The sequence below is a fragment of the Streptomyces sp. NPDC107562 genome, assembly GCF_055657325.1.
On the sequence record NZ_JBVKBE010000003.1, the window covers coordinates 425,894 to 451,698 of the forward strand.

Sequence of the window (25,805 nt, forward strand, 5' to 3'; positions counted from 1 at the left end):
ATGCCGGCCAACGGCGCTCCTACGAAGATCACGCAGGGCTCGCAGACCAAGGGCGGCATCGGCGAGTCCACGCTGCGCCCGGACGGCACCCTGAAGGTCACCGGCGAGTTCGCGTACTCGTCCGACATGTGGCACGAGGACATGCTGTGGGGGCAGATCCTGCGCTCCACGGTCGCCCACGCCGAGATCGTCTCGATCGACACGTCCGAGGCGCTCGCGACAGCCGGTGTGTACGCCGTGCTGACCTACGACGACCTGCCCACCGAGGTGAAGAACTACGGCCTGGAGATCCAGGACACCCCGGTCCTCGCGCACGGCAGGGTGCGCCACCACGGTGAGCCGGTCGCGATCGTCGCCGCCGACCACCCCGAGACGGCCCGCCGCGCCGCCGCCAAGATCAAGGTCGAGTACCGCGAGCTGCCCGTCATCACCGACGAGGCGTCCGCGACCGCGCCGGACGCGATCCTCCTCCACGAGGGCCGCGACGACCACCACGCCGGCCATGTCCCGCACCCCAACATCGTGCACCGCCAGCCGATCGTGCGCGGCGACGCGGACGCGGCCGCCCGCAGGGCGGACGTGATCGTCCGGGGCGAGTACACCTTCGGCATGCAGGACCAGGCCTTCCTCGGCCCCGAGTCCGGCCTCGCCGTACCCGAGGAGGACGGCGGCGTCCACCTCTACATCGCCACCCAGTGGCTCCACTCCGACCTGCGCCAGATCGCGCCCGTGCTCGGCCTGCCCGAGGACAAGGTGCGGATGACCCTGGCCGGCGTCGGTGGCGCGTTCGGTGGTCGCGAGGACCTGTCGATGCAGATCCACGCCTGTCTGCTGGCGCTGCGCACGGGCAAGCCGGTGAAGATCGTCTACAACCGGTTCGAGTCCTTCTTCGGACATGTGCACCGCCACCCGGCCAAGCTGTACTACGAGCACGGCGCCACCAAGGACGGCAAGCTCACGCACATGAAGTGCCGCATCGTCCTGGACGGCGGCGCCTACGCGTCCGCCTCCCCGGCGGTCGTGGGCAACGCCTCGTCCCTGTCGGTCGGACCGTACGTCGTCGAGGACGTCGACATTGAGGCCGTCGCCCTCTACACGAACAACCCGCCCTGCGGCGCCATGCGCGGCTTCGGCGCCGTCCAGGCGTGCTTCGCCTACGAGGCGCAGATGGACAAGCTCGCCGCGAAGCTCGGTATGGACCCGGTGGAGTTCCGGCAGCTCAACGCCATGGAACAGGGCACCCTCCTGCCCACCGGCCAGCCGGTCGACTCGCCGGCCCCCGTCGCCGAACTCCTGCGCCGGGTACGGAAGATGCCGATGCCGCCGGAGCGCCAGTGGGAGTCCAGCGAGGGCGCCGACGTGCGCCAGCTGCCCGGCGGCCTGTCCAACACCACGCACGGCGAGGGCGTCGTCCGCGGTGTCGGCTACGCGGTCGGCATCAAGAACGTCGGCTTCTCCGAAGGATTCGACGACTACTCCACCGCCAAGGTGCGCATGGAGGTCGTCGGTGGCGAGCCCGTCGCGACCGTGCACACCGCCATGGCGGAGGTCGGCCAGGGCGGCGTCACCGTCCACGCGCAGATCGCCCGCACCGAACTGGGCGTGGCGCAGGTGACGATCCACCCGGCGGACACCCAGGTGGGCAGCGCCGGCTCGACGTCCGCCTCGCGGCAGACGTACGTCACCGGTGGCGCCGTCAAGAACTCCTGCGAGCTGGTGCGCGAGAAGGTGCTGGAGATCGGGCGCCGCAAGTTCGGCTCCTACCACCCGGCCTGGGCCACCGCCGAGTTGCTGCTGGAGGGCGGCAAGGTCGTCACCGACGGCGGTGAGGTGCTGGCCGACCTGGTGGACGTGCTGGAGGACGAGTCCGTCGAGGTCGAGGAGGAGTGGCGGCACCGGCCGACCGAGGCCTTCGACCTGCGCACCGGCCAGGGCAACGGCCACGTCCAGTACTCCTTCGCCGCGCACCGCGCCGTCGTCGAGGTCGACACCGAGCTCGGCCTGGTCAAGGTGATCGAGCTGGCCTGCGCCCAGGACGTCGGCAAGGCGCTGAACCCGCTGTCCGTCATCGGCCAGATCCAGGGCGGTACGACCCAGGGACTGGGCGTGGCGGTCATGGAGGAGATCGTCGTCGACCCGAAGACCGCGAAGGTGCGCAACCCCTCCTTCACGGACTACCTGATCCCGACCATCCTCGACACGCCGACCATTCCGGTCGACGTCCTCGAACTCGCCGACGACCACGCCCCGTACGGGCTGCGCGGTATCGGCGAGGCCCCGACCCTGTCCTCCACCCCGGCGGTCCTCGCGGCGATCCGCGCGGCGACGGGCCTGGAGCTGAACAGGACGCCGGTCCGCCCCGAGCACCTGACCGGCACCGCGTAAGACTCTCCGGGCGACGCACGGAACGTCACACACTCCGCGTCGCCCGGAGCCCCGGACACCGCTCCGCTCGCGGTGCCCAAAACCGATCCGCATCGTTCGTCCCGGCCGTCCTCCGGGTCGTGCGGCCGAAGCACCTTCCCAAATCCCGCAGCCGCCACGGCGGTCGCGTGCGGGTGCCCCTTTGAACCTTGGGAGTAGGCCCACATGACCCAGCAGTCACTGGAGCCCAAGACCGTCTCGGAGGACGCGGGTGGAGGAACCCGCGTCCCGGCCGGACGCTCTTGGCTCGACCGGTACTTCCACATATCCCACCGGGGATCCACGGTCGCGCGTGAGGTGCGCGGCGGCGTCACCACCTTCATGGCGATGGCGTACATCCTCCTCCTCAACCCCCTGATCCTGTCCGGCAAGGACGCGGCGGGGGACACGCTCGGCCAGAAGGCCCTGATCACCGCGACCGCGTTCGCGGCGGCACTCACCACGCTGCTGATGGGTTTCGTCGGCAAGGTTCCCCTCGCGCTCGCCGCGGGCCTCTCCGTCTCCGGAGTCCTCGCCTCCCAGGTCGCACCCCAGATGACCTGGGGCCAGGCGATGGGCATGTGCGTGATGTACGGCGTGGTCATCATGCTGCTGGTCGTCACCGGCCTGCGCGAGATGATCATGAACGCCATCCCGCTGCCCCTGAAGCACGCGATCACCATGGGCATCGGGCTCTTCGTCGCACTGATCGGCTTCTACAAGGCCGGCTTCGTGCACCAGGGCGAGAGCACCCCCGTCGTCCTCGGCCCCACGGGCGAGCTGGCCGGCTGGCCGGTGCTGCTCTTCGCGGTGACCCTGCTGGCGATCTTCATGCTCCAGGCGCGCGGCGTCCCGGGCGCCATCCTGATCGGCATCGTGGCCGGCACCGTGGTCGCCGTCGCCCTCAACGCGGCCGAGGTGATCGACCCCGGGCAGTGGGCCGGCGGCGCGCCCGAACTGAGCGGCGGCGCGGTCTCCATGCCCGACTTCTCGGCCTTCGGCGACGTCGAGTTCGGCGGCTGGGGCGAGGTCGGCGCGATGACCGTCGGCATGATCGTCTTCACCCTGGTGCTGGCGGGCTTCTTCGACGCGATGGCCACCATCATCGGCGTCGGCACCGAGGCCAAGCTCGCCGACGACAAGGGCCGGATGCCGGGCCTGTCCAAGGCGCTGTTCATCGACGGCGCGGGCGGCGCGATCGGCGGCGTCTCCGGCGCCTCCGGGCAGACCGTGTTCGTCGAGTCGGCGACCGGGGTCGGCGAAGGGGCCAGAACGGGCCTGTCGTCCGTCGTCACCGGCCTGTTCTTCGCGGCGTGCCTGTTCTTCACGCCGTTGACGGCGATCGTGCCGGGCGAGGTCGCGGCCGCCGCCCTGGTGGTGATCGGCGCCATGATGATGATGAACGCCCGGCACGTCGACTGGTCCGACCGGGCCACCGCGATCCCGGTCTTCCTGACCGTCGTGATCATGCCGTTCACGTACTCGATCACCGCGGGTGTCGCCGCGGGCGTCGTCTCGTACGTCGCCATCAAGACCGCGCAGGGCAAGGCGCGCGAGATCGGGGTCTTCATGTGGGCCCTGACGGTGATCTTCGTGGTGTTCTTCGCGCTTCACCCCATCGAGAGCTGGATGGGCGTCCACTAGGACAGGCCCCAGGGCGGCCGAGGCGCCCGCCCTTCACCCGACCGCTTGAGGAGAACGACAGATGCTGGACATCGCCGACGAGCTGCACCGGTGGGTCGAGCAGGGACGCGACTTCGCCGTGGCCACCGTGGTGGCCGTGGGGGGCAGCGCCCCGCGCCGGCCCGGCGCCGCCCTGGCGGTGGACGCCGACGGCACGGCGATCGGATCGGTCTCCGGCGGCTGTGTGGAGGGCGCGGTCTACGAACTGTGCGGGCAGGCGCTGCAGGACGGGGAGCCGGTCCTTGAGCGCTTCGGCTACAGCGACGACGACGCCTTCGCGGTCGGTCTGACCTGCGGCGGCGTCATCGACATCCTGGTCACCCCGGTCCGGGCGGACGATCCCGTCCGGCCGGTGGTGGCGGCCGCGGTGGCCACGGCGTCCCGGCGCGAGCCGGCCGCTGTGGCCCGCATCGTCTCCGGCCCCGGCGAGCTGACGGGCGGCCGCGCGCTGCTGGTCCGCCCCGACGGGTCGTACGAGGGCGGCTTCGGCGCCCATCCCGAGCTGGACCGCACCGTCGCGGCCGAGGCGGGCGCCTTCCTGGACGCCGGCCGCACCGGCACCCTGGAGATCGGTGAGCAGGGCTCCCGGTGCGGTACGCCGCTCACGGTCCTGGTCGAGTCCTCGGTCCCGGCGCCTCGCATGATCGTCTTCGGCGCCATCGACTTCGCCTCGGCACTGGTCCGCGTCGGCAAGTTCCTCGGCCACCACGTCACGGTGTGCGACGCCCGGCCCGTGTTCGCGACGCGGACCCGCTTCCCCGACGCCGACGAGATCGTCGTCGAGTGGCCGCACACCTACCTGGAGCGCACCGACGTCGACGCCCGCACGGTCCTGTGCGTGCTGACCCACGACGCCAAGTTCGACGTACCCCTGCTCCAGCTCGCGCTGCGGCTGCCGGTGGCCTACGTCGGCGCCATGGGCTCCCGCCGTACCCACCTCGACCGCGAGCGGCGGCTGCGCGAGGTCGGCGTCACCGACCTGGAGCTGGCCCGTCTGCGCTCGCCGATCGGCCTCGACCTCGGCGCGCGGACGCCGGAGGAGACGGCACTGTCCATCGCCGCCGAGATCGTCGCGGGCCGGCGGGGCGGCAGCGGGGTCCCGCTGACCGGCGCGCACACCCCGATCCACCACGACACCCCGTCGGCCCCGGCGGGACGCATCGGGTCGGTGGCCTGAGCGGGCTGCTCAGGGGCGGGGCCACGTCGGGGCGCCGCCGGTCACCGCCCGCGCAGCAGGCGGTTCGCCGCCCGGCCGAACACCAGGCGGGACGCGCGCTCCACGGTGCCGTCGAGGAAGGACGGCAGCATGCGCACGCGCAGTTCCTCACGCCAGACGACGTGCGCGCGCCCGCCCGGTCCGGGGCGGACCTCGATCTCCGCCCAGCCGCGCATCACCCGCCCGCGCTTCTCCAGCCGGCACCGGCCGGGGGTGTCGTCGCCGGGCGGCTGCCAGACGGTGACCTCCATCCGGTCGTCGAAGGTGAGCGGCCCGAGGCCCGAGCGGGCCACGAACTCCGTGCCCTCGCGCGTCGGTCCGGGGGTGAGCACGGTGACGCGGGTCAGCGGGACGACGTCACCGTGCCGGGGCCAGTCGGTGAGCCGGCGCCAGGCCTCGGGCGGGGGGAGCGGAGCCGTGCGTTCGAGCAGGAAGGTCGCCACGCGGGGATCCTAAGCGGGATGCCCGCCCGGCCCGAGCCCGACAGGCCCAGGGCTCGCCGCACAGGCCTTAGGGCCTGTCTGACAATTCCCGTCTGCCGGACGGCGCCATGCACGCACTCTCGCCGCACCGGGCCCTGACCCGAGTACGTCCAGTACGCGGGTCAAGGCCCGGCGCACCGAGAGCACGCACCTGACGCCGTCCGGCCGCCCTCCGGGCGACGACGCGAATTGTCAGACAGGCCCTCTAGCGGTACACCTGGCCGGGTTCGGCCCTTCCGGGGGCGAGCAGTTGAGGGACCGTCACGAAGACGAACCCGCGCTCCTTCAGCGCGTCGATGATGCCCGGCACGGCCGGCACGGTGCCGTCGTAGATGTCGTGCAGCAGGATGATGCCGTCGCGCTCCGTCTGCGCCAGCACACGCCGGCGGATCAGATCGGAGTCCTCGGTCGTGTAGTCCTTGGCGGTCACGCTCCACAGGACCTCGGACAGGCCGAGTTCGCGGCAGATCTCGTGCACGGTGTCGTCCGTGCGGCCCTGCGGCGGGCGCATGAGGGTGGGGCGGTGGCCGGTGAGCCGCTCTATCTCCGCGTTGGGGCGCCGGAGTTCCTCCCGTATCTCGTCCGGCTCCAGCTCGGTGAGGATCTTGTGGTCCCAGGTGTGGCTGGCCACCTCGTGGCCCTCGTCGGCCATCCGCCGCACCAGCTCCGGGAACTTCTCGATGTGCCGCTCGCCGAGCAGGAAGAAGGTCGCCGGGACCTGCTTCTCCTTCAGGATGTCGAGCAGGCGTGGGGAGTTCTCGCTGGGGCCCGCGTCGAACGTGAGCGCGACGCACTTGGCCCGCCGGCAGTCGACGCTGCCGAACGCGGCGGCCTTCGCGGCGGGGGCGGCCTCGGCGCGGACCGCGCTGGGAGCGGTGGTCTCCAGGGTGGTGCAGCCCGACAGGACGGGCGCCAGGCACAGGGCCGCCAGGAAAGTGGCGGCGCCACGGAACGAGGTGCCCCGTCTTCGCATCTTCCCGGTCGGCTCGGTCGGCTCGGTCGGCTCGGTCGGCTCGGTCGGCTCGGTCGGCTCGGTCGGCTCGGTCGGCGAGAGCGCGCGTATTCGGCGCCGGACGGCAGGTCGTAGGGGCATGGCGTGACTATACATTGCGTGTATAGACGGGGTGCATAGTGGGTCGCGCGGTCGGCGGGTGAGCGTCCCGGGCGCCCCCGGAGCTCCCGCAGGGGTTTGAGCCGGCCGCACACTGGCACCCGGGCACACATGACCACCGCCTACGCCGTGGTGATCCCCACGCTCGCCCGTGACACCCTGGCCGACTGCCTCGCCGCGCTCGCCGCCGCCATCGGCCCCCGGCCGCGAGAGATCGTCCTGGTCGACGACCGGCCCGACCCCGATCCGGTGGCGCTGGAGCACCCGATGCGCGTCCTCGGCGATCTGCGCGACCGTACGACCGTGCTGTACGGCGGCGGTCTCGGACCCGCCGCCGCCCGCAACACCGGCCTGCGCGCGGTGGCCTCCCCCTGGGTGGCCTTCCTGGACGAGGACGCGCAGGTCGGGCCGTACTGGTGCGAGCAGATCACCCAGGACCTGGCCGCCGCGAGCCCCGACACGGCGGGCGTGCAGGGCGTGATCGCCGTGCCGCTGCCGGCACGCCACCGCCCCACCGACGGGGAGCGCGAGACGGTGGCACGGGCGCGGGCCCGCTGGGGCACCGTCGACATGGCCTACCGCACCGAGGCCCTCAAGCAGGCCCGGGGTTTCGACGAACGCTTCCTGCGCGCCCACCGCGAGGACGTCGACCTGGCACTGCGGCTGCTGGACTCCGGATGGGGCATACGGCAGGGGCGGCGCACCACCCGGCACCCGGTGCCCCCGGCCGGCCGCTGGGCCTCGCTGGCCGCCCAGCGCGGGCAGGCCGACGACGCGCTGATGCTGCGCCTGCACGGCGCCGGATGGTGGTACAAGGCGGCCGCGCGGCGAGGCCGGATCCGCAGCCACCTCGCCGTGACCGCGGCGGGCGCGACGGCCTGCGTGCTCGCGGCGACCCGGTGGCGTACGCCGGCGGCCCTCGCCGCGACCTTCTGGGCCGCGGGCACCGCCGAGTACGCCTGGGCCCGCATCGCGCCCGGCCCGCGCACCCGGGACGAGGTGACCACTCTGCTGGCGACCAGCGTGCTCATCCCCCCGGCCGCCACCTGGTACTGGCTCGGCGGACTGTGGCGGCACCGAGGCGTCCGCCCCTGGCGCGAGGCGGCCCCGTGAGCCGGATCCGCACCGCGCACCCGGCCGAGGAGGCCGAGGTGACTACAGGGCCCGTGCCACGAGCAGGGCGACGTCGTCGTGGTCCTCGGGGCGGCGCAGCCCGTACAGGAGGAGGTCGCAGGTCTCCTCCAGGGGCCGGCGCGGCTCGTCGAGGAAGGTGAGCAGGGCGTCGAGGCGTTCGTCGATGGGGTGGTGGCGGGTCTCGACGAGGCCGTCGGTGTAGAGGACCAGCAGGTCGCCGGGGGCCAGTTGGACGGTGGTGGCCTCGAAGGGGATGCCGCCGATGCCGAGCGGGGCCGCCGGCGGCAGGTCGAGCAGTTCGGGGGCGCGGCCGGGGCGGGCCAGCGCGGGCGGCATGTGTCCGGCGTTCGCGATGCGGCACCGGCCGGTACGGGGGTCGTACACGGCGAAAAGGCACGTGACGATGTAGTGCTCCAGATCGCAGGTGATCTTGTCGAGGTGCTGGAGCACCGCCTCGGGCGCGAGATCGAGGTCCGCGTAGGCACAGGTCGCCGTGCGCAGCCGCCCCATGGTGGCGGCGGCGTCGATGCCGTTGCCCATGACGTCGCCGACGATCAGGGCGGTCTTGTCGTCCTCCAGTCCGATCACGTCGTACCAGTCGCCGCCCACCTCGCTGGTGGACTGGGCGGGCTGGTAACGCGACGCCAGCTCCAGGCCGGTGTGGTGCGGCGCGTGGTCGGGGAGCAGGCTGCGCTGGAGAGTGAGGGCGGTGTTGCGCACGCTCTGGAACCACCGCGCGTTGTCGATGGCCACCGCGGCCCGGCTGGCCAGCTCACCGGCCAGGACGACGTCGTCCTGGTCGAACGGCAGCGGGTTGCTGGTCCGTTTGAGGTCGAGGGCGCCCAGCACCTCGCCGTGCGCGATCAGCGGCACGGCGAGATAGGAGTGCACCCCCGCCTGGGCCAGCAGCGCGCCGGCCTCCTCGTCCCGGGCGATCCGCGGCAGGTCGCGCTCGCCCACGTTGCGCACCAGCACCGGCCGCCCGGTGTGGACGCACAGGGTGACCAGGCGGTCCCCCTCGTAGGAGGCGAGGTCGCCGGGTGGGTCGGCCGCGCGCAGCGCCACCGTGGGCTGCGCCGCCTTCAGGGCGAGGGCGCGGAACAGCTCCGGGCCGTTGTCGGGGGTCCGGGTACGGCGGCAGGCCAGCGCCGAGTCCAGCACGTCCACCGCGACGACGTCGGCCAGTTCGCGGGCGGCGATCTCCGCCAGTTCGCGCGCGGTCTGCTCCACCTCCAGCGTCGTACCGACCCGGGTGGACGCGTCGGCGATCAGCGCCAGCCGCCGCCGGGCGCGGTCGGCCTCGGCGGCCGCGCGGTGCCGTTCGGTGACGTCGACGACCGAGGTGGCCGCGCCCAGGACGCGCCCGCCGGAGTCCTCCAGCCGGTAGAACGACAGCGACCAGGCGTGCTCGTGCTCGGGGTCGGTCGGCGGCCTGCCCACGTGGTACTGGTCGAGCAGCGGGGTGCCGGTGGTGAGCACCTGACGCAGGCAGGCCTCGACGGTGTCGACGTCCGGCAGCTCCATGATCTCCCGGAGGTGGTGCCCGATGTGGTCCTCGGCCGGCACCCCGTCGATGCGCTCCAGCGCCGGGTTGACGAGCAGATACCGCAGATCGGGGTCCATGAGGGCCAGACCGATGGGGGACTGGTTGATCAGCCGTTCGCACAGGGCGAGATCCGTCTCGACCCGCTGGAGCAGGTTGTGGTCGGCGGCGATGCCGAGGGCGTAGACGTCGCCGAGGTCGTCCAGCAGCCGCATGTTGCGGAACTCCGTCAGCCTGCTGCTGCCGTCCTTGTGCCGGATGGGGAAGGCGCCCGCCCAGCTCCGGCCGGTCTCCAGCACCTCCATGAACAGCTTCGCCACGGCCGGCAGGTGCTCGGGGTGGACGAACAGCCGTGCCGCGTACGTGCCGAGCGCCTCCTCCGCGGTGTAGCCGAAGAGCTCCTGCGCCTGCGGGGTCCAGAACACGATGCGTCCCTCGGCGTCGACCACCACCGCGCCGACGCTCAGCACGTCCAGCAGGCCGATCGGCCTGGGCGTCTCCGGGCCGTACTCGGCCTCCTCGGACGGGAAGGATTCGGCTGTCATCCCTGATCCTCCTCCACCGGCAGGCGGAAGTGACGACGTGCCCTTCCATGCTGCCCCCGGCCCCCTGCCTTGCCCAGTCCGGGGCCCGCGCCACCCGCCGGGACCGTGCACATCGGTCCGACTAGCAGGACCATGGTTCGTGTAAAGGATGGGGACCCATGGAAGCTGCGCGACACGGTTCCGAACCGCCGGCGCCCCCCGGCGAGCGCGACCCCCTCGACGCGTCCACCGACGCGGCGGCGGTGGTCTCCGGCACCGGCGCGGTGATCGGCTGGACCCGCGCCGCCGAGCAACTCCTCGGTCTCCCGGCGCGGGACGTGGTCGGCGGCTCGGCCGCCCGGCTCCTGGCGGGGCCCGCCGACCGGTTGCGCGTCGGCGGTGTCGCCGAGCGCTGCCGCGCCGGTATGGGGTGGAGCGGGCGTCTCGCGCTGCGGCACCGCGACGGCCGCCGGATCGACGCCGACGTGCGGGTGTCGGCCGGCTTCCGGATCGGTGCGCAGGAGTGCTTCCTGGTCTCGGCGCGGCAGCAGCGCGGGCAGTGGGCGGCCGGCCGGACCGTCCTCGACAACTTCCTGACCCGCTCGCCGGTCGGCATGGCCGTCGTGGACCTGGACCTGCGGTACGTGTGGCTGAACGACACCCTGGAACGCTTCGGCGGCATCCCCCGGGAGCAGCGCCTGGGCCGCCGGATGAGCGACCTGCTGCCGGGGCTCCAGGCGGAGACCCTCGAAGGCCTGATGCGCAAGGTGCTGGCCACCGGGATCCCCGTCACCGACTACGAGTACGTCGGCTGGAGCTGGGCCGACCCGCACCGCCAGCACGCCTACTCCACGTCCTTCTTCCCGCTGGTGGACGGCGGCGGGACGGTCACGGGCGTCTGCTACATGGTCCTCGACGTCACCGAGCGGTGGAACGCCCGCCAGTTGCTGTCCCTGGTCAACGACGCCGGGGCCAGCATCGGCCGGACGCTCGACGTGATGCGCACGGCGCAGGAGCTCGCCGACTTCGCCGTCCCCCGCTTCGCGGACTTCGTCGTCGTCGACCTGCTGGAACCCGTGCTCAGCACCGAGGGGCACGGAGCGTGGCTCACCGACGCGGGACCGGCGTCCGCCCGGCCGGTGATGCGCCGCGCGGGCATGACCTCGGTGCGCGCGGGCTGCCCCGAGGCCGTGGCGCGGGTCGGGGAGCGGGTGGACTTCCTTCCGCCGCCGCACAACCCGCGCGTGCTCATCGACGGCGAGCCGATCCTCATCCCGGTGCTCGATCCGGCCGACGCCCTGTGGGTCGCCGAGCAGCCCGCGCGCGTGGAGTCCATCCGGGACTTCGGACTGCACTCCCTCCTGTCCGTGCCGATGCGGGCACGGAACACCGCCCTCGGCCTCACCACATTCCTGCGGTCGCTCAATCCCGTGCCGTTCCAGCCCGACGACGTGCTATTGGCCCGCGAGCTGGTGGCGCGGGCGGCGCTGTGCGTCGACAACGCCCGCCGCTACACCCGGGAGCACACGGCGGCGATCACGCTGCAACGCAGCCTGCTGCCGCAGGCCCTGACGGGCGGTACGGCGCTGGAGGCGGCCTCCTACTATCTGCCGGCCGATCCGATCGGCGGGGTCGGCGGCGACTGGTTCGACGTGATCCCGCTGTCCGGGGCGCGCGTGGGCCTGGCCGTCGGGGACGTGGTCGGCCACGGCATCACCGCCGCGGCGGCGATGGGACGGCTGCGCACCGCGGTGCAGACCCTCGCCGACATGGAGCTGTCCCCGGCCGACCTGCTGGCCCACCTCGACGACCTCGTGCTGCGGCTGAGCGAGGAGACCGACGAGAGCACGACCGCCTTCCTCGGCGCGACCTGCCTGTACGCCGTCTACGACCCGGTCAGCAGGCGCTGCACGATGGCTCGCGCGGGGCATCCGCCCCCGGTCGTCGTCGCGCCCGACGGCCGGGTCTCCTTCCCGGAGCCGCCCGCCGGGCCGCCGCTGGGGCTGGGGGGCCTGGGGTTCGAGTCCTCCGAGATCGAACTCGCCGAGAACAGCCTCCTCGGCCTCTTCACCAACGGCCTCGTCTCAGGGGCCGACCGCGACATGGAACGCGGTATGTCCCGGCTCGGCGAGGTGCTGGCACGACACCCCGCCACACCGGACGTACCGCCCGCGTCCGACAAGGACGGCGCGGAGCGGCAGGGCGGGGCCGTGCTCGCGAGGGCCGACGACGCGGCCGGTCCCGCGCAGGGCGACGGCGCGGACACGGAGGCAGGCGCGGGCACCGATCCCGACGCCGGTGTCGTGGAGGGCGACGGCTACCGTGCCGACGCGGGACCGGCAGGGTCCGGCGGCGGTCACGCGCAGGCGAGCGTCACCGCGGACGGCGGCACCCGCGGCGACCGGACGCCGGGCGCCGATCTCGCGGACCTGTGCGCGTCCGTGGTGCGGGGACTCGTGCCCGTGCCCCAGTCCGACGACATCGCACTGCTCCTGACGCGCACCCACGTCCTGGGCGCCGACCATGTCGTCTCCTGGGACGTGCCCGCCGACCCCGCGGCCGTCGCCGACGTCCGGGGCCGGGCCACCCGCCAGGTCGCGGCCTGGGGCCTGGAGGAGCTGGCCATGTCCACGGAGCTGATCGTGAGTGAACTGGTCACCAACGCGGTCCGCTACGCCGCGCCCCCGATCCGTCTGCGGATGCTCCGCGACTCCCGGCTGACCTGCGAGGTCGCCGACGCGAGCAGTACCGCGCCGCGGCTGCGGCACGCCCGCAGCACGGACGAGGGCGGCCGCGGGCTGTTCCTGGTGGCCCAGCTCGCCCACCGCTGGGGCGCCCGCCACACCGCCGGAGGAAAGATCATCTGGGCGGAGCAGGAGATTCCGTGAGGCGACGGAGCGGGGCGCCCGGTACGGCTTCTGGAAGCGCGGCCGGGGTGCCCGATCGACGGGGTGCCGCGCGCTCGTCGGGGGCGTAGCGTCCTCATATGGGCGAGTTCGGGCGCCTCGGAGCGTGCGGATGCCGAGCCCCCGGGGGACCCCGCGGCCGGCCGCACGGCTGCCCCCCGACGGCGGAGGTGCCAGGTGGCCGGCAGGCGTGACGCGGCCGACGGCGTGAAGGAACTGGACACCGCGTTCGCGGATGCGGTGCGCGGAACCGGCGCGTCCGTGGGTGCGCTCTTCCTGCTCGCGGCGGACGAGCAGGTGCTGTGCCTGGAGGCGCTGTGCGGCGCGCCGGCCGAGTTCGCGGCCCCCTGGGTGCGGGTCCCGCTCGCCACCCCGGATCCGGTGTCGGTCGCCGTCCGCGAGAAGCGCCTGGTGTGGGTGGGCAGCCAGGAGGAGATGTCCCGCACCTATCCGCGCACCGCGATGGTGCTGCCGTACCCCCTCGCCCTGGTCGCCGCGCCGGTCACCGGCGTCCGGCGGTGGGGCGTGCTGCTCCTGATGTGGCCGGCCACCCGCCCGCCGTACATGACGGGACGGGAGCGGGGGAACATCGCGTCCAGCTGCCTGCGTCTGGCCCGGCTGCTGGAGGACGCGCAGCAGACCGGCAGGTGCCGCGCCGCGGGGGACCGTCCACGCGTCGTCCCCGCCGGGACCGGCCGCCGCTCCACGAGCCCGGCCATGGCGGCCGCCGACTTCGTGGAGCGCCTGCCCGGCGGCAGCTGCGCCCTGGACCTGGAGGGCCGCCTCACCTACGTCAGCGACGGCGCCCAGGAACTGCTCGGCGCCGACGCCGGGCAGTTGCTGGGCACCGTGCCGTGGCAGTCGCTGCGCTGGCTCGACGATCCGACGTACGAGGACCGCTACCGTGCCGCGGTCCTGACCCGCGAGCCCGTCTCCTTCACCGCGTGCCGCCCGCCGGGACGGTGGCTGGACATCCACCTCTACCCGGACGCCAGCGGCATCAGCGTCCGGATCGTGCCCACCGGTGCCCGGCCGCCGCCCGCTCCGGCGCCCCGCCACCCGGCGCGCCCCGCCACGCCGGTCCGCGCCGGCCACCTCTACCAGCTGACCCACCTGGCCGCGGGGCTGACCGAGGTCGTCGGCGTCCAGGACGTCATCGCGCTGGTCGCCGACCAGATCATGCCCGCCTTCGGGGCCCAGGGCCTGGTGCTGTCCACCGCCGAGGCGGGACGGCTGCGGATCACCGGCTACCGCGGCTACAGCGCCGCCGTCGTCGAACGTCTCGACGGACTGCCCATCGACACCGGCCTCACCCCGGCCGGGAGCGCCCTCACCAGCGGCATCCCCGCCTTCTTCGGCGACCCGGCGGAGATGCGGCGCGTCCACCCCGAGGCCCAGCCCATCAGCGGCAAACAGGCCTGGGCCTTCCTGCCGCTGATCGTCTCCGGCAGACCGGTGGGCATCTGCGTCCTTTCCTACGACCAGCCCCACACCTTCCCGGCCGAGGAACGCGCCGTGATGACCTCGCTCGCCGGCCTCATCGCCCAGGCCCTCGACCGCGCCCGCCTCTACGACACCAAGCACGACCTGGCCCACGGGCTCCAGCAGGCGCTGCTGCCGCGCACCCTCCCCGCGGTCGACGGTCTGCGCGTCGCCGCCCGCTACCTGCCCGCCACCTGGGGCATGGACATCGGCGGAGACTTCTACGACCTGATCCGGCTCGGCGACACGGACGTCGCGGCCGTCATCGGTGACGTCCAGGGCCACAACGTCGCGGCCGCCGCCCTGATGGGGCAGGTGCGCACCGGCGTCCACGCGCACGCCACCCTCGGCGCCACCCCCGACCAGGTGCTCCGCGGCACCAACCGGCTCCTCACCGATCTCGCCCCCGACCTGTTCACCAGCTGCCTCTACGCCCATCTCGACTTCGCCCGCCGCCGCGTGACGCTGGCCAGCGCCGGTCACCCGCCACCGCTGCGGCGCCTCTCCGGCCGGGACGCCTCTCCCGTCGAGGTGCCGCCCGGGCCCTTGCTGGGGATCGACCCCGACGCCGACTTCCCCGTCACCGAGATCCCGTTCACCCCCGGGCTGATGCTCGCCTTCTACACCGACGGCCTCATCGAGCGGCCCGGCGTCGACCTGGACGACTCCATCGCCGGGCTCACCCGGCACTTCGCCGCCGCCGACGACCGCGACCTCGACGTGCTGGCCGACACCCTGCTGCGGCAGTGCGGCAGCGCGGCGCAGCGCACCGACGACATCGCCCTCCTGGTCCTGCACGACCGCCCGGCCGGGGCCGGTAAGGAGCCCGGCTGACGCGGCCGGCGCGTCGGCCCGGCGGGACAGCGGACACCGGGCGACGTCCCTTCGACGTCGCCCGGTGGTCGCGCGCCTCTCAGACGGACTCGGCGTGTTCGCTGTCGCGGTCGGCCTCCGCCGCCGGTGCCCCCGCGCGCCGCTCGCCGCCCGTACGACGGCCGGGCAGGACCGCCAGCACGATCAGCGTTCCGGCGGCCATGATGATGCCGCCCACCAGGCTGGTCTGCGCGACGCTGTGGGCGAAGGCCTCGTGCACCGCGTCGACCAGGGCCTGCGCCTGCTGCACGCCGCCGCCCGGCGCCTTCGCGACCTGCTCGGCCACCGCCAGCCCGGCGCCCACCGAGTCCTGGGCCTTCTCCAGCGCGGCGGCCGGGAGGTGCCCGCCGGCCAGGTCGGCCAGCTCGTCCCGGTACGTCGTGCCGAGCAGGGAGCCGAGCAACGCGATGCCCAGGGAGCCGCCCAGCTCCACCGAGGTGTCGTTGGCGCCACCGCCGACGCCCAGCTCGGCCTCGGGGAAGGTGCCCATGATGGTGTCGGTGGCGGGGGAGACGCTCAGGCCGATCGCGAGCCCCAGCATCGTCAGCGCGGCCAGGAAGTCGGCGTAGGTCGAGCCGTCGTCGACCCGGGTGAGCAGGAGGACGCCGACGGTGCCGATCACCATGCCCGCCACCACCATCGGCTTCACGCCCAGCTTCGGCGTCAGGCGCCCGGTGACCGCGGCGCCCACGACGACGGCGCCGGCCAGCGGCAGCAGCCGTACGCCGGTCTCCAGCGGGCCGTGGCCGAGGACGAACTGCAGGTACTGGGTGGAGTAGTAGAGCGCGCCGAAGGCGCCGAAGAAGAAGAACAGCACCGCGAGCATCGAACCGGTGAACGGGCGCAGCCGGAACCTGCGGACGTCCAGCATGGGGTGGGGGTGGCGCAGCTCCCAGGCCACGAAGGCGGCCAGGCCGACCGCGGCGACGACGGCGGCGGTGACCGGGCCGGGGCCCCAGCCGAAGTGCGGGCCCTCGATCGTCGCGTACACCAGGGAGCCGATCGAGACGATCGAGAGCAGTCCGCCGACGTAGTCGATCCGGCCGGCACCCCGCGCCTTGGACGGCGGCACCAGCGTCAGCGCGCCGACGACGGCGACGAGGGCTATCGGCACGTTGATCAGGAAGGTCGAGCCCCAGGCGTGGTCCTCCAGCAGCCATCCGGCCAGCAGGGGGCCGACGGCGACGGCGAGTCCGGTGGTGGCGGTCCAGGCCGTGATGGCCCTCGCGCGTTCGTTCCTCGGGAAGATCGCCACCAGCAGGGACAGCGTGGCCGGCATGACCACGGCGGCACCGACACCCATGACCGCCCGCGCGGCGATGACGAGTCCGGTCCGGTCCACGAGGCTGCCCGTGACCGCGCCGGCCGCGAAGAGCAGCAGGCCGACGACGAGGGCGCCGCGGCGGCTGTACTTGTCGCCGATCGCGCCGAGGACGAGCATCAGCGCGGCGTACGGGACGGTGTAGCCGTCGATGACCCACTGCAGGTCACTGCTGCTCAGGCCGAGGTCCCAGGTCATGTCGGGCGCGGCCACGATCAGCGACGTGTTCGCCATGACGACGATCAGCAGGCTCAGGCAGAGCACGAGCAGTGCCCACCAGCGCCGGGCGTAGGGCCCGGGCATCTTCTCGACGGGGGTGGTGGCAAGGAAGGGCACGGGGACTCCCGAGGGCGTGACGAGTTATTTGCACATCGATGAGCAGACTAGTTTCTTGCACGGCCATGTGCAAATATCGCCGGACCTTGCCCCCATTTCCCCGTCCGAGGTGCCGATGTGAGCAGCCCGACCACCCCGCCGCCGATACGCCGGCCGCGGGCGACGCGCGCCACCCGCGCCCGCATCCTGGACGCGGCGCGTCGGGAACTGGGCCGCAGACCCGACAGCAGCCTCGGCGACATCGCCGTCGCCGCCGGCGTCGCCCGGCGCACCGTGTACACGCACTTCGCCGGGCGGGCCGCGCTGGTGGAGGGACTGGCCGAGGACGCCGCGGAGGCGATACGCCGCGCGCTCGCCGCGCCGGGCACCCCGGTCGACGGTCCCGCGAGCGCCCTCGCGCACCTCGTCCTCACGCTCTGGCCGCTCGGCGACCGCTACCGCACGCTGACCGCCCTCGCTCCCCAGGACCTGGACCCCGACCGGACGAGCGGACTGCTGGCCCCGGTCCGTGAGACGGCCGCCGGCATCCTCGCCGAGGGACAGCGCCAGGGCGTCTTCCACAGCGTCGTGCCGGCCGGCCCGCTCAGCGGCGCCATCGAGGCTCATCTGCTGGCACTCCTCGGCACCGTCACCGCCGGGACCTGGACCGACGACGGCACGAGCGCCGCCGTCGCCGCCCTGATCGCCGCGGGAGTGGACGCCGACACCGCCGCGGCCACGGTGCACCGGGCACGCCGGCCCCACTGAGGGAGACACCCTCGCCTGCGGCCACGGATCGGGGCCGCCCCGACCCTGCGCGGCCCTCGTCGCGCTCCCCGCGCCCTCGGCGAGGGGACTCCGATTTCAGCCGGACGACGTGACGCCGTCCGCCGACGACGGCGAGGGGCCTACGCGCGCGCCGCGCAGGCGACGGCCCTCCTGTCGTACCCGGACGTCTCCCGCGCTCCCGCTGGGGCGTCCCGTGGCCTCCTGGCCGTGGGCCGTGGGTCGCACGCGTAGGCTGCTGGGCGACTTTCGTGCGTGACGGACAGGAGGCCGCGGTGACCGGGACGACAGTGGCGCAGGTCATGGCCGATCTGGCCGTGCTGGAGGATCCGAAGATGCGCGCCGTGAACGAGAAGCACGGCGACGACCACGGGGTGAACCTCAGCAAGCTGCGCGCGCTCGCCAAGCAGCTCAAGACGCAGCAGGACCTGGCGCGCGAACTCTGGGACACGGAGGACACCGCGGCCAGGCTCCTGGCCCTGCTGATCTGCCGGCCGAAGGCGTTCGAGCGCGACGAGCTGGACACCATGCTGCGCGAGGCACGCGCCCCCAAGGTGCACGACTGGCTCGTGAACTACGTGGTGAAGAAGAGCCCGCACGCCGAGGAGCTGCGCCTGGCCTGGTTCGGCGATCCGGATCCGGTGGTAGCGAGCGCCGGCTGGGCGCTGACCGCCGAGCGCGTGGTGAAGAAGCCCGAAGGCCTCGACCTCGCGGGGCTGCTCGACGTCGTCGAGGCGGAGATGAAGGACGCCCCGGACCGCCTGCAGTGGGCGATGAACCACTGCCTGGCCCAGATCGGGATCGAGCACGCCGAGTACCGCGACCGCGCGGTCGACATCGGCGAACGCCTGGAGGTCCTCAAGGACTACCCGACTCCCCGCAACTGCACCTCACCGTTCGCCCCCACCTGGATCGCCGAGATGGTGCGCCGCCGACAGGAGGGGTAGCGCCGCGCTCGCACGGCCGTCGCCCTTGTTCGCCGATGTTCTGTCGGACAGAGCGTATGCGGAGTGAACTAAAGTGGACGGGTGACTGCGCACCGTGACTCCGGCGAAGAGGTAGAGGCCGGCGACACCGGCAACGGGTACGACTTCGGGATGGCCATCGGTGTCGTGTTCCGCGCGTACGCCAAGGCGACGGAAGCCGCGGTCGGGGACATCCCCGGGGGGCCTCGCGGGTACTTCGTGCTGACCGCCGCCGTGCAGGGCGAGGCCAGCAGCCAGCGCGCCCTCGCCGACCGCTTCGGCGTGGACCGGACGGTGATGACGTACCTCCTGGACGATCTGGAGCGGGCCGGGCTGGTCGAGCGCAGGCCGGACCCCTCCGACCGCAGGAGCCGGCACGTCGTCGCCACCGGGCACGGCCGCGAGCGGTGGGCGGAGCTGTCCCGCCGCGTGTCGCTGGTGGAGCAGCACATCCTCGCGCCGCTGCCCGAGGAATCACGGGCGGCTTTCCAGTCCATGCTGTGCGCACTCGCCGGGCATCTGAACGCGCACGGTCCCGCCGTCGACCTCTGCCGGATCGCCGCCGACCTCGACGGCGGCGCGGAGGAGGACCGCGTATCGGGCCGGGGCCGGCGGCACGTCACCGGTTGACCGGGGCCCCGCACCCGACGCCGGGTCGGCTCAGCGCCCCCGTTCCCGGGCCACCAGTTCACGGGCGGCGGGCGCCACTTCGGCGCCGAAGCGCTCGATCGTGGCCGGATCGTCGCCGCCGATGACGAAGGCGCTGAGACCGTGGTCGAGCGCGAGCCCGGCGATCTGCTCCGACCACGCCCCGACCGGTCCGTCGAGCAGTCCCCGCGACGTGGGGGAGAACCGGACCTTCATGAAGTTCATCAGCCGGCGGACGTCCGACGGAGCACGGCCGGCCGCCTCGGCGGCCTCGTCGACACGGGCGTTCATCTCCGGCAGCGATTCGGCTCCGCGGGGCAGGTACTCCATGGAGGGGAGCCAGCCGTCGCCCACGGCGCCGGTCAGGGCGAGCATCCTGGGCTTGTACGCGCCGACCCAGACGGCGATGTCGTGCGCGGGGCGGGGGCCGCGCTTGGCCCCGTCGACCTCGTAGTAGCGGCCGTGGTGGCGGACCCCGCCACGGGTGTCGGTGTCCCACAGGTCGCGGATGACGGCGATCGCCTCGCGCAGTGCCTCGACCCCCTCCCCGGCCGTCAGGCGACGGCCTCCCATGGCCGCGATGCCGTCCCAGAACGCCCCTGCGCCGAGGCCGAGTTCGAAGCGTCCACCGGAGAGCAGGTCCAAAGAGGCGGCCGCGCGTGCCAGCACGGCCGGCGGACGCAGCGGGAGGCTGGTGACGTTGGCGCTGAGGTGGACGTTCTCGGTGCGCGCGGCCGCGTAGGCGAGGAGCGTGGAGGTGTCCAGGAACGAGGCCTGGTAGGGGTGGTCCTGGAAGGTGACCAGGTCGAGACCCGACCGGTCCGTGGTGACGGCAAGGTCGACGGCCTGCTGGGGCCGGTCCGCGGTCGGGGTGACGAACGAGCCGAAGAGCAGGTCGTGTCCGTAGTCGGTCATGGGGAGGTCCTTAGCTCTGGAGTGCGCCGGCCGCCGTGGGCCGCGCGTCCGGGTACGGGTCGATGTTGAAGTTGTCACGGAAGAGGTTGCCGGGGTCGTAGCGGCGCTTGATCTCCCGCAGCCGGTCCAGGACGGCCGGTGGGAAGGCGTCGTGCAGCCGCTCGGGGCGGCGGTCGCTCTCGAAGCTGAGGTAGAGACCGTCGAAGTGGTGCCGCAGCGGGTCCCAGACGGCGTTGACGGCGTCGCGGTTCGCTCCCATCGCCGTGACCTGGAAGGCGGACGCCCGGTGGGGGAAGGCCGTGTCCCCGGCGGGCACCTCGGCGATGGCACCGCCCATCGCGCGCAGTTCGAAGAAGTAGACCTTCCCCGTGCGCAGCAGTGCGGCGGCGTCCTGCGCGAACTCGGCGGTGAGCTCGGGCAGGAACGCCGAGCGGGAGACCGGGTCGCCGAAGCCCTGCTGGCCCTCGGGGCCGACGTCGGCGGCGGAGGCCATCACGCCCATGTAGGGCGTGAGGACGACCTCTTGCCGGGCGAGCAGGCCTGTGCGCGCGAACGGCGTCAGGCGCTCCACGACGACGTCGGGGTCCGGGTTGTCCACGACGCCGAGGAGCTGGAAGCTCCACTGGCCGTTGCGTGGCCGCCCGGTGATGAAGAAGACGGTGGTGTCGCGCGGCGCCTCGGAGGCGAGCTCGCCGAAGTCCGCGAGCGCCTTGGCGATGTCCGTGGTCAGGAAGGTGAGATGGGCGTGGCCGACCTGGCCGACCCGGTCGGCCTGGAACTCGAAGGCCGTGGCGACGCCGAAGTTCGCTCCCGCGCCGCGTACCGCCCAGAACAGGTCGGGGTGCTCGTCGGCGTCGGCGCGTATCTTGCTGCCGTCGGCGAGCACCATGTCCACGGCGCGCAGGTGGTCGATGGTGAGGCCGTGGGCGCGGCCGAGCAGTCCGATGCCGCCGGCGGTCGCGAGGCCGCCGACGCCGACTCCGCCGTAGTCTCCGGAGCCGAGTGCCCAGCCGTGCGGGTGCAGGGCGGCCGCCACCTGCTTCCAGGTCGCGCCCGGGCCGACGCGTACGAGGCGCCGGGCGGGGTCGAGCACCTGGATGCCGTTCATCCGCCGCAGGTCGACGACGAGCCCTCCCTTGTTGGTCGAGCGGCCGCTGATGCCGTGTCCCGCGCTGCGGACGCCGAGCGGCAGATGGGTGTGGCGGCGTGCGAAGGCGAGTGCGTCGGCGACCTCGTCCTGGGTGCCGGGGCGCAGGACCAGGCCGGGGGAGCCGCCTCGCAGGTAGGTGGACTTGACGCCGTCGTAGCCGGGGTCGCCCGGTTCGACCGCGTGGGCGGCCAGCGACTCGGGTACGGACTCGTAGTCGATGCCGGGGCGGCGACGGGCACGTGCCGCGAGGGGACGCCGCGGACGGGCCGCGTCGGACGCCTGCTCCACGAGAGCGCCGAGTCGCCGCACCTCCTGGGCGGAGTCGACGGGGACCACCACCGGGCGGCCCTGCTCGGCAAGGGCGGACAGCTGCTCGGCAGATGCCCCGCGAGGAGCGGTCACCCAGGCCGACGCATCGGTGACGAGCCTGCCCGGCGCCAGGGCGTCGAAGCTCTCCCGGGCCTTCGCCACGACTGCCGGCAGGGGCCGCGTGGCGTCCTCGGGCGACGCCGCCGGGGAGCCGGGCGGGGCCACCCCGATGCCGATGCCGCTGGTCCGGCCGGCCAGCCAGGTGGCCGCGGTCCACGGATCCAGACCGGTCGTGCCCTCGGCGGGGGCGCCGTCCCCGCTCCACGCCGACCCGTCGGACGCCGCGACGACGACCAGAGCCAGACCCCGCTTCTCGGCCAGCCCGGCCAGCTCGTCCCACCCACCGGTGAGAGCCCCGGGGTCCGAGGGGTCGAGGACGATTCCGAGCTCCATGCCTGTCTCACTCCTATTATCGATTTCCATCAACCATATGCTTCACAAACGTTCTGCATTCCAGCGTATTCCTCGTCCCGAAGTCGATCGGTCAGAGAGGCGCTCTAATCGATAGAGCCACGAAAGAAAATCAGAGTCATACTCTTGTTATTGAAGTGACTCTGTGCATGGAAGGACGGGTGATCCCGATGGCGGTGGACTTCCTGGCGGACCTGACGCCGCAGCTCGCCAACTGCAGGGACTACTGGCTCGGTTGGGGAGCCGGCGGCTCGCTGGACGACGACCTCGGCTGCTACCGCAGCGGGCTCGCCGATCCGCAGCTCAACGGCGTGCTGCGCCGGCGGGGCACTCGGCGGGCCGAGGCGGCGATACGCGAGGCCGCCGAGCGTCTGGCCGGGGTGCCGTGGAGGTGGTGGGTGGGGCCCGACAGTGCCCCGGACACCGCCGAGTGCCTCGTCCGCCACGGCGCCGTCCCGTCCGGCGCGATGCCGGTCATGGCCGTCGACATCGATCGGCTCGCGGAGCCCCAGGGGCCGCAGGGCCTCTCGGTCCGGACGGTCGACGACGCCGCCGCACTCGCCGAGTGGGTGCGGGTGTACCAGCCCTCCTTCGGCTTCCCGCCCGGACTCCACGAGGGCATCCTGCGCGTGGAGTCGGAGCGGCCGGACGCCTCCCGCATCGTCCGGCTCATCGGACGGATCGACGGTCGGGCCGTCGGAACCGCCCTGCTCTACGAGGCCCACGGGGTGGCCGGCGTGTATGTGGTGACCGCCCTCGAAGCCGATCGTCGTCAGGGTGTCGGTACCGTCCTCACGGCCGCCGCCCTCAGGGCGGCCCGGGCCCGTGGGGTGCGCATCGGCACCCTCCAGGCGAGCGGGCCCGGTGCCTCGCTCTATCGCCGGATGGGATTCACCGAGATCGCCGCGTACCGGCTGTTCCGGCTCCCGGCGGGGTGATCGGCCCCGTCGTCAGCGCACGGCGCGGGCCTGGCGGGCGAGGGCCAGGAGTTCGGCGTCGGTGGACCAGATGCAGCTGTTCTCGATCGCCCAGCCGCTGCCGGCGTGCTCGGTACGGATCCGGAGCAGGACCCAGTCCTCGGCGGGTCCCGCGTCCAGCGCGTCGGTGAAGTGCACCGTCAGTTCGGCGGTGGGCACCGGGCGTGGCGCGGTCCACAGGGCGAACAGGGCGGGCGGCAGGGCGTCCGCGAGGACCACCAGGGTCTGCGCGTCCAGCGGCCTGCGGTCGGCGAAGCGTATCCAGGCGAGGAGTTCGGCGCGTTCAGCGCCGCCCAGCGGGCGCGCGTCGGTGGCCGGGCGGATCTCCAGGTGGGCGGCGAACAGGGCGAGATCGCGCGGGAGCGTGAGCGTCGGACAGTCGTCCGGGCGGGGTACGGCCGGCGGCGGTGGATCGGTCGGATCGGTGTACGCGGGGCCGCTGCCGCCGTGCCCGAACACGGCCGAGCCGGTCAGGACCGGTTTCCCGTCCTGCACCGCGGTGACCGAGGACACGGAGGTGCGGCGGCCCTCGCGCAGCACGTGGGTGGTGAAGCGCAGCGGACGACCGTCCACCGGCGCCAGGAAGTGCGCGCCAAGGGTGCGGACGGGGGCGGGGCGCGAGGTCCGTGCCGCCATGTCCGCTCGCATGGCCGCGAGGGCGAGTGCGGCGACGTAGCCACCGTGTGCGCCCTGCCAGGAGGCCCAGGAGCGGTCGATGCGGACCGTGGTGCCGGTGGAGTGTGCTGCTGATCCAGTCATGTCGCCCCTCCCGGGGAGCGAGTAAGTTTGAAATTCAAACCTATGACAGCCTAGGGGATTTCCCGTCGATCGGGCGGAGTGGCCGGGGCCTGCTCGCGCAGAAGCTCCGCCACGCGTGCGGCGACCGACCGCACCGCGACGGCCAACGCGGGCTCGTGCCGGGCGAACCGGCGCAGCGGGGCGCTGACGCTGAGGGCCGCCACGACCCGTCCGCCGGGACCGTGCACGCCCGTGGCCGCGACCCCCACGTCCTGGAGGAATTCGCCGCGGTCGAAGGAGACCCCGGAACGCCGGATCCCCTCCAGCCGCCGGTCGGCCTCGTCGTATGACCGGGCGGCCAGCAGGAGCCGCCCGGAGGGGAACGCGTGGGCCTCGTAGCGGATGCCGACGCGTGGCCCGAGCACCGACAGCGGGCCGTCGCCCACGGCCTTGTCGACGAACAGCACACGGTCGCGCAGCAGGACGCTCAGGCAGACGGTCTCGCCCAGGCGGCGGGCCGTGGACTCCACGACGGGGTGGGCGGCGCGGACCAGGGCGGAGGACGCGCGGTGCAGCTCGCCCAGTTCGAAGGCGCGCCAGCCCAGTTCGTAGCGGCCCCGGCGGCGGAGCTGGAGCAGGCCCGTCTCCGTGAGCCCGGTGAGCAGGGAATGCGCGGTGGACCGGGGGATGCCCAGCGAGGCCGCGACCTCGCTCACCCCCCACTCCGGTACATCGGCCGTGAACAGATCCAGCAGGCGGCCGGCTTTCGCGAGCGTCGACATCACCACGCTCCTCGGTTCCGGCGCGCATCCCGGTCCGGGGCCCGGTGCCGGTCCCGTTCCCGGGCGGCGGTGCGCGATCCGGCATGTCCGCACAGGCGCTGCCCTTTTCCGGGGGTCGTACGGATATGCCGACCGCGGCGTGCGACGGGACGCCGCCCGGCAGACAGTTCACCTGTCACCCCACGAAAGGCGGCATCATGACCTCCCCTTCTCTCGCGGCTCCCGACAGGTTCGCCGAGGTGGACGGCACACGCTTCGCCTATCGCCGCTTCGGCCGGACCGACGGCACCCCCCTCGTCCTGCTGAACAGGTTCCGCGGCACGATGGACGACTGGGACCCGTCGCTCGTCGACTCGCTCGCCGCCACGCGACCGGTCCTGCTGTTCGACAACGCCGGCGTCGGCCGGTCCGGCGGCCGGACGCCCGGCACCGTCACGGAGATGGCCGAGGCCGCGGCGGGCTTCGTCGCCGAGGTCGTCGGCGCCCCGGCCGACCTTCTCGGCTTCTCGCTCGGCGGATACGTGGCCCAGCGGCTGGCCCTCGCCCATCCGGCGGCGGTACGGCGCCTGGTCCTGGCCGGGACGGGGCCCGGCGCCGGCGAGGGCATGCTGCCCTCCCGGCCCCAGGTCGCGCCCCTGCGCTCGGCGCCGGAGATGGATCAGGCCGCACTGCGCGTGCTGTTCTTCCCCGACTCCGCCGCCGGCTCGCGATACGCCGAGGACCTGTGGGAACGCACCCACCGTCGGGCAAAGCGCGAGCCGGAGGTCCCGGCGGCGTCCTACGAGCGGCAGGTCGAAGCCATCAGGCACTGGTCGTCGGCCGACGGCGACGGCACCTACGGCGCTCTGGCGGACCTGCGCCTTCCGGTGCTGGTCGCCAACGGCAGCGACGACGTCATGGTGCCCACCGTGAATTCTTTCCTCATGTCCCAGCTGCTCCCCGACGCGGAGCTGGTGATCTATCCGGGCTCCGGACATGGCTTCCTCTTCCAGTACGCCGAGATCTTCGCGGCGCGTGTCGGCGAGTTCCTGGACCGACCGGCCCGCTGAGGCTCGCGCGCCCGCCGAAGGG

General features: G+C 73.3%; 19 protein-coding genes. 11 read left to right on the forward strand and 8 right to left on the reverse strand.

Features of this window, described 5'->3' with window-relative positions; translation table 11 throughout:
• The 3 genes from ACZ7LV_RS12140 (at window position 1) to ACZ7LV_RS12150 (ending at window position 5,263) form a co-directional block, all read left to right on the forward strand.
• Window positions 1-2,385, forward strand: a complete 2,385-nt coding sequence (locus ACZ7LV_RS12140) for a xanthine dehydrogenase family protein molybdopterin-binding subunit (RefSeq protein ID WP_401665282.1) — start codon at window positions 1-3, stop codon at window positions 2,383-2,385.
• A 204-nt stretch (window positions 2,386-2,589) separates the two neighbouring features.
• Complete coding sequence (locus ACZ7LV_RS12145; RefSeq protein WP_471938404.1) at window positions 2,590-4,047, forward strand: NCS2 family permease; 1,458 nt, start codon at window positions 2,590-2,592, stop codon at window positions 4,045-4,047.
• A gap of 61 nt (window positions 4,048-4,108) precedes the next feature.
• Complete coding sequence (locus ACZ7LV_RS12150; protein WP_471938406.1) at window positions 4,109-5,263, forward strand: XdhC family protein; 1,155 nt, start codon at window positions 4,109-4,111, stop codon at window positions 5,261-5,263.
• A 41-nt stretch (window positions 5,264-5,304) separates the two neighbouring features.
• Here ACZ7LV_RS12150 and ACZ7LV_RS12155 read toward each other — a convergent pair whose 3' ends face one another.
• Window positions 5,305-5,745, reverse strand: a complete 441-nt coding sequence (locus tag ACZ7LV_RS12155) for an SRPBCC family protein (RefSeq protein WP_471938408.1) — start codon at window positions 5,743-5,745, stop codon at window positions 5,305-5,307.
• Window positions 5,746-5,989: 244 nt separating this feature from the next.
• Window positions 5,990-6,757, reverse strand: a complete 768-nt coding sequence (locus ACZ7LV_RS12160) for a polysaccharide deacetylase family protein (protein WP_471939192.1) — start codon at window positions 6,755-6,757, stop codon at window positions 5,990-5,992.
• 249 nt (window positions 6,758-7,006) lie between these two features.
• Between ACZ7LV_RS12160 and ACZ7LV_RS12165 the strand changes: the two genes are divergently transcribed.
• On the forward strand, window positions 7,007-8,008 hold the full coding sequence (locus ACZ7LV_RS12165) for a glycosyltransferase family 2 protein (RefSeq protein WP_471938410.1): 1,002 nt from the start codon (window positions 7,007-7,009) through the stop codon (window positions 8,006-8,008).
• Window positions 8,009-8,050: 42 nt separating this feature from the next.
• Here ACZ7LV_RS12165 and ACZ7LV_RS12170 read toward each other — a convergent pair whose 3' ends face one another.
• Window positions 8,051-10,117 (reverse strand): SpoIIE family protein phosphatase, encoded by a 2,067-nt coding sequence (locus tag ACZ7LV_RS12170; protein WP_471938412.1) that lies wholly within the window; start codon window positions 10,115-10,117, stop codon window positions 8,051-8,053.
• A 158-nt stretch (window positions 10,118-10,275) separates the two neighbouring features.
• Between ACZ7LV_RS12170 and ACZ7LV_RS12175 the strand changes: the two genes are divergently transcribed.
• Together ACZ7LV_RS12175 and ACZ7LV_RS12180 are read left to right on the forward strand one after the other, a co-directional pair.
• Entirely contained in the window at window positions 10,276-12,984 is a 2,709-nt protein-coding gene (locus ACZ7LV_RS12175) for a SpoIIE family protein phosphatase (protein ID WP_471938414.1), read from the forward strand.
• Window positions 12,985-13,179: 195 nt separating this feature from the next.
• Entirely contained in the window at window positions 13,180-15,318 is a 2,139-nt protein-coding gene (locus ACZ7LV_RS12180) for a SpoIIE family protein phosphatase (protein WP_471938416.1), read from the forward strand.
• A gap of 79 nt (window positions 15,319-15,397) precedes the next feature.
• On the opposite strand, the gene ACZ7LV_RS12185 is transcribed toward ACZ7LV_RS12180, so the two are convergent.
• A complete protein-coding gene (locus tag ACZ7LV_RS12185) occupies window positions 15,398-17,014 on the reverse strand; it encodes an MFS transporter (protein WP_471938418.1) in 1,617 nt (538 codons plus the stop codon).
• Window positions 17,015-17,131: 117 nt separating this feature from the next.
• On the opposite strand from ACZ7LV_RS12185, the gene ACZ7LV_RS12190 reads away from it, so the two are divergent.
• From ACZ7LV_RS12190 to ACZ7LV_RS12200, 3 genes are all read left to right on the forward strand, one after another.
• Window positions 17,132-17,761, forward strand: coding sequence for a TetR/AcrR family transcriptional regulator (locus ACZ7LV_RS12190; protein WP_471938420.1), 630 nt, complete (start codon window positions 17,132-17,134; stop codon window positions 17,759-17,761).
• A gap of 320 nt (window positions 17,762-18,081) precedes the next feature.
• Window positions 18,082-18,726, forward strand: a complete 645-nt coding sequence (locus tag ACZ7LV_RS12195; protein WP_471939194.1) for a DNA alkylation repair protein — start codon at window positions 18,082-18,084, stop codon at window positions 18,724-18,726.
• An 81-nt stretch (window positions 18,727-18,807) separates the two neighbouring features.
• Entirely contained in the window at window positions 18,808-19,374 is a 567-nt protein-coding gene (locus tag ACZ7LV_RS12200; RefSeq protein WP_471938422.1) for a MarR family winged helix-turn-helix transcriptional regulator, read from the forward strand.
• Window positions 19,375-19,404: 30 nt separating this feature from the next.
• Here ACZ7LV_RS12200 and ACZ7LV_RS12205 read toward each other — a convergent pair whose 3' ends face one another.
• Both ACZ7LV_RS12205 and ACZ7LV_RS12210 read right to left on the reverse strand, forming a co-directional pair.
• Window positions 19,405-20,307, reverse strand: a complete 903-nt coding sequence (locus tag ACZ7LV_RS12205; RefSeq protein ID WP_471938424.1) for an LLM class flavin-dependent oxidoreductase — start codon at window positions 20,305-20,307, stop codon at window positions 19,405-19,407.
• A 10-nt stretch (window positions 20,308-20,317) separates the two neighbouring features.
• A complete protein-coding gene (locus ACZ7LV_RS12210) occupies window positions 20,318-22,219 on the reverse strand; it encodes an FAD-binding oxidoreductase (RefSeq protein ID WP_471938426.1) in 1,902 nt (633 codons plus the stop codon).
• A gap of 167 nt (window positions 22,220-22,386) precedes the next feature.
• Here ACZ7LV_RS12210 and ACZ7LV_RS12215 point away from each other — a divergent pair, with 167 nt between their 5' ends.
• Window positions 22,387-23,175 (forward strand): GNAT family N-acetyltransferase, encoded by a 789-nt coding sequence (locus ACZ7LV_RS12215; RefSeq protein WP_471938428.1) that lies wholly within the window; start codon window positions 22,387-22,389, stop codon window positions 23,173-23,175.
• Between the two features lie 12 nt (window positions 23,176-23,187).
• Here ACZ7LV_RS12215 and ACZ7LV_RS12220 read toward each other — a convergent pair whose 3' ends face one another.
• Window positions 23,188-23,973, reverse strand: a complete 786-nt coding sequence (locus ACZ7LV_RS12220; RefSeq protein WP_471938430.1) for a thioesterase family protein — start codon at window positions 23,971-23,973, stop codon at window positions 23,188-23,190.
• Between the two features lie 50 nt (window positions 23,974-24,023).
• Window positions 24,024-24,734 (reverse strand): IclR family transcriptional regulator, encoded by a 711-nt coding sequence (locus tag ACZ7LV_RS12225; protein WP_471938432.1) that lies wholly within the window; start codon window positions 24,732-24,734, stop codon window positions 24,024-24,026.
• 197 nt (window positions 24,735-24,931) lie between these two features.
• Here ACZ7LV_RS12225 and ACZ7LV_RS12230 point away from each other — a divergent pair, with 197 nt between their 5' ends.
• Complete coding sequence (locus ACZ7LV_RS12230) at window positions 24,932-25,783, forward strand: alpha/beta fold hydrolase (RefSeq protein WP_471938434.1); 852 nt, start codon at window positions 24,932-24,934, stop codon at window positions 25,781-25,783.
• Window positions 25,784-25,805: the final 22 nt, after the last annotated feature.

Excerpts from the sequence above, each read along its gene's own strand:
- ACZ7LV_RS12230 (WP_471938434.1), top strand. The coding sequence starts at position 24,932 with ATGACCTCCCCTTCTCTCGCGGCTCCCGACAGGTTCGCCGAGGTGGAC.
- ACZ7LV_RS12160 (WP_471939192.1), bottom strand. The coding sequence starts at position 6,757 with ATGCGAAGACGGGGCACCTCGTTCCGTGGCGCCGCCACTTTCCTGGCG.
- ACZ7LV_RS12150 (WP_471938406.1), top strand. The coding sequence starts at position 4,109 with ATGCTGGACATCGCCGACGAGCTGCACCGGTGGGTCGAGCAGGGACGC.
- ACZ7LV_RS12195 (WP_471939194.1), top strand. The coding sequence starts at position 18,082 with ATGGCCGATCTGGCCGTGCTGGAGGATCCGAAGATGCGCGCCGTGAAC.
- ACZ7LV_RS12205 (WP_471938424.1), bottom strand. The coding sequence starts at position 20,307 with ATGACCGACTACGGACACGACCTGCTCTTCGGCTCGTTCGTCACCCCG.
- ACZ7LV_RS12175 (WP_471938414.1), top strand. The coding sequence starts at position 10,276 with ATGGAAGCTGCGCGACACGGTTCCGAACCGCCGGCGCCCCCCGGCGAG.
- ACZ7LV_RS12210 (WP_471938426.1), bottom strand. The coding sequence starts at position 22,219 with ATGGAGCTCGGAATCGTCCTCGACCCCTCGGACCCCGGGGCTCTCACC.
- ACZ7LV_RS12170 (WP_471938412.1), bottom strand. The coding sequence starts at position 10,117 with ATGACAGCCGAATCCTTCCCGTCCGAGGAGGCCGAGTACGGCCCGGAG.
- ACZ7LV_RS12165 (WP_471938410.1), top strand. The coding sequence starts at position 7,007 with ATGACCACCGCCTACGCCGTGGTGATCCCCACGCTCGCCCGTGACACC.
- ACZ7LV_RS12140 (WP_401665282.1), top strand. The coding sequence starts at position 1 with ATGCCGGCCAACGGCGCTCCTACGAAGATCACGCAGGGCTCGCAGACC.
- ACZ7LV_RS12220 (WP_471938430.1), bottom strand. The coding sequence starts at position 23,973 with ATGACTGGATCAGCAGCACACTCCACCGGCACCACGGTCCGCATCGAC.
- ACZ7LV_RS12145 (WP_471938404.1), top strand. The coding sequence starts at position 2,590 with ATGACCCAGCAGTCACTGGAGCCCAAGACCGTCTCGGAGGACGCGGGT.
- ACZ7LV_RS12215 (WP_471938428.1), top strand. The coding sequence starts at position 22,387 with ATGGAAGGACGGGTGATCCCGATGGCGGTGGACTTCCTGGCGGACCTG.
- ACZ7LV_RS12225 (WP_471938432.1), bottom strand. The coding sequence starts at position 24,734 with ATGTCGACGCTCGCGAAAGCCGGCCGCCTGCTGGATCTGTTCACGGCC.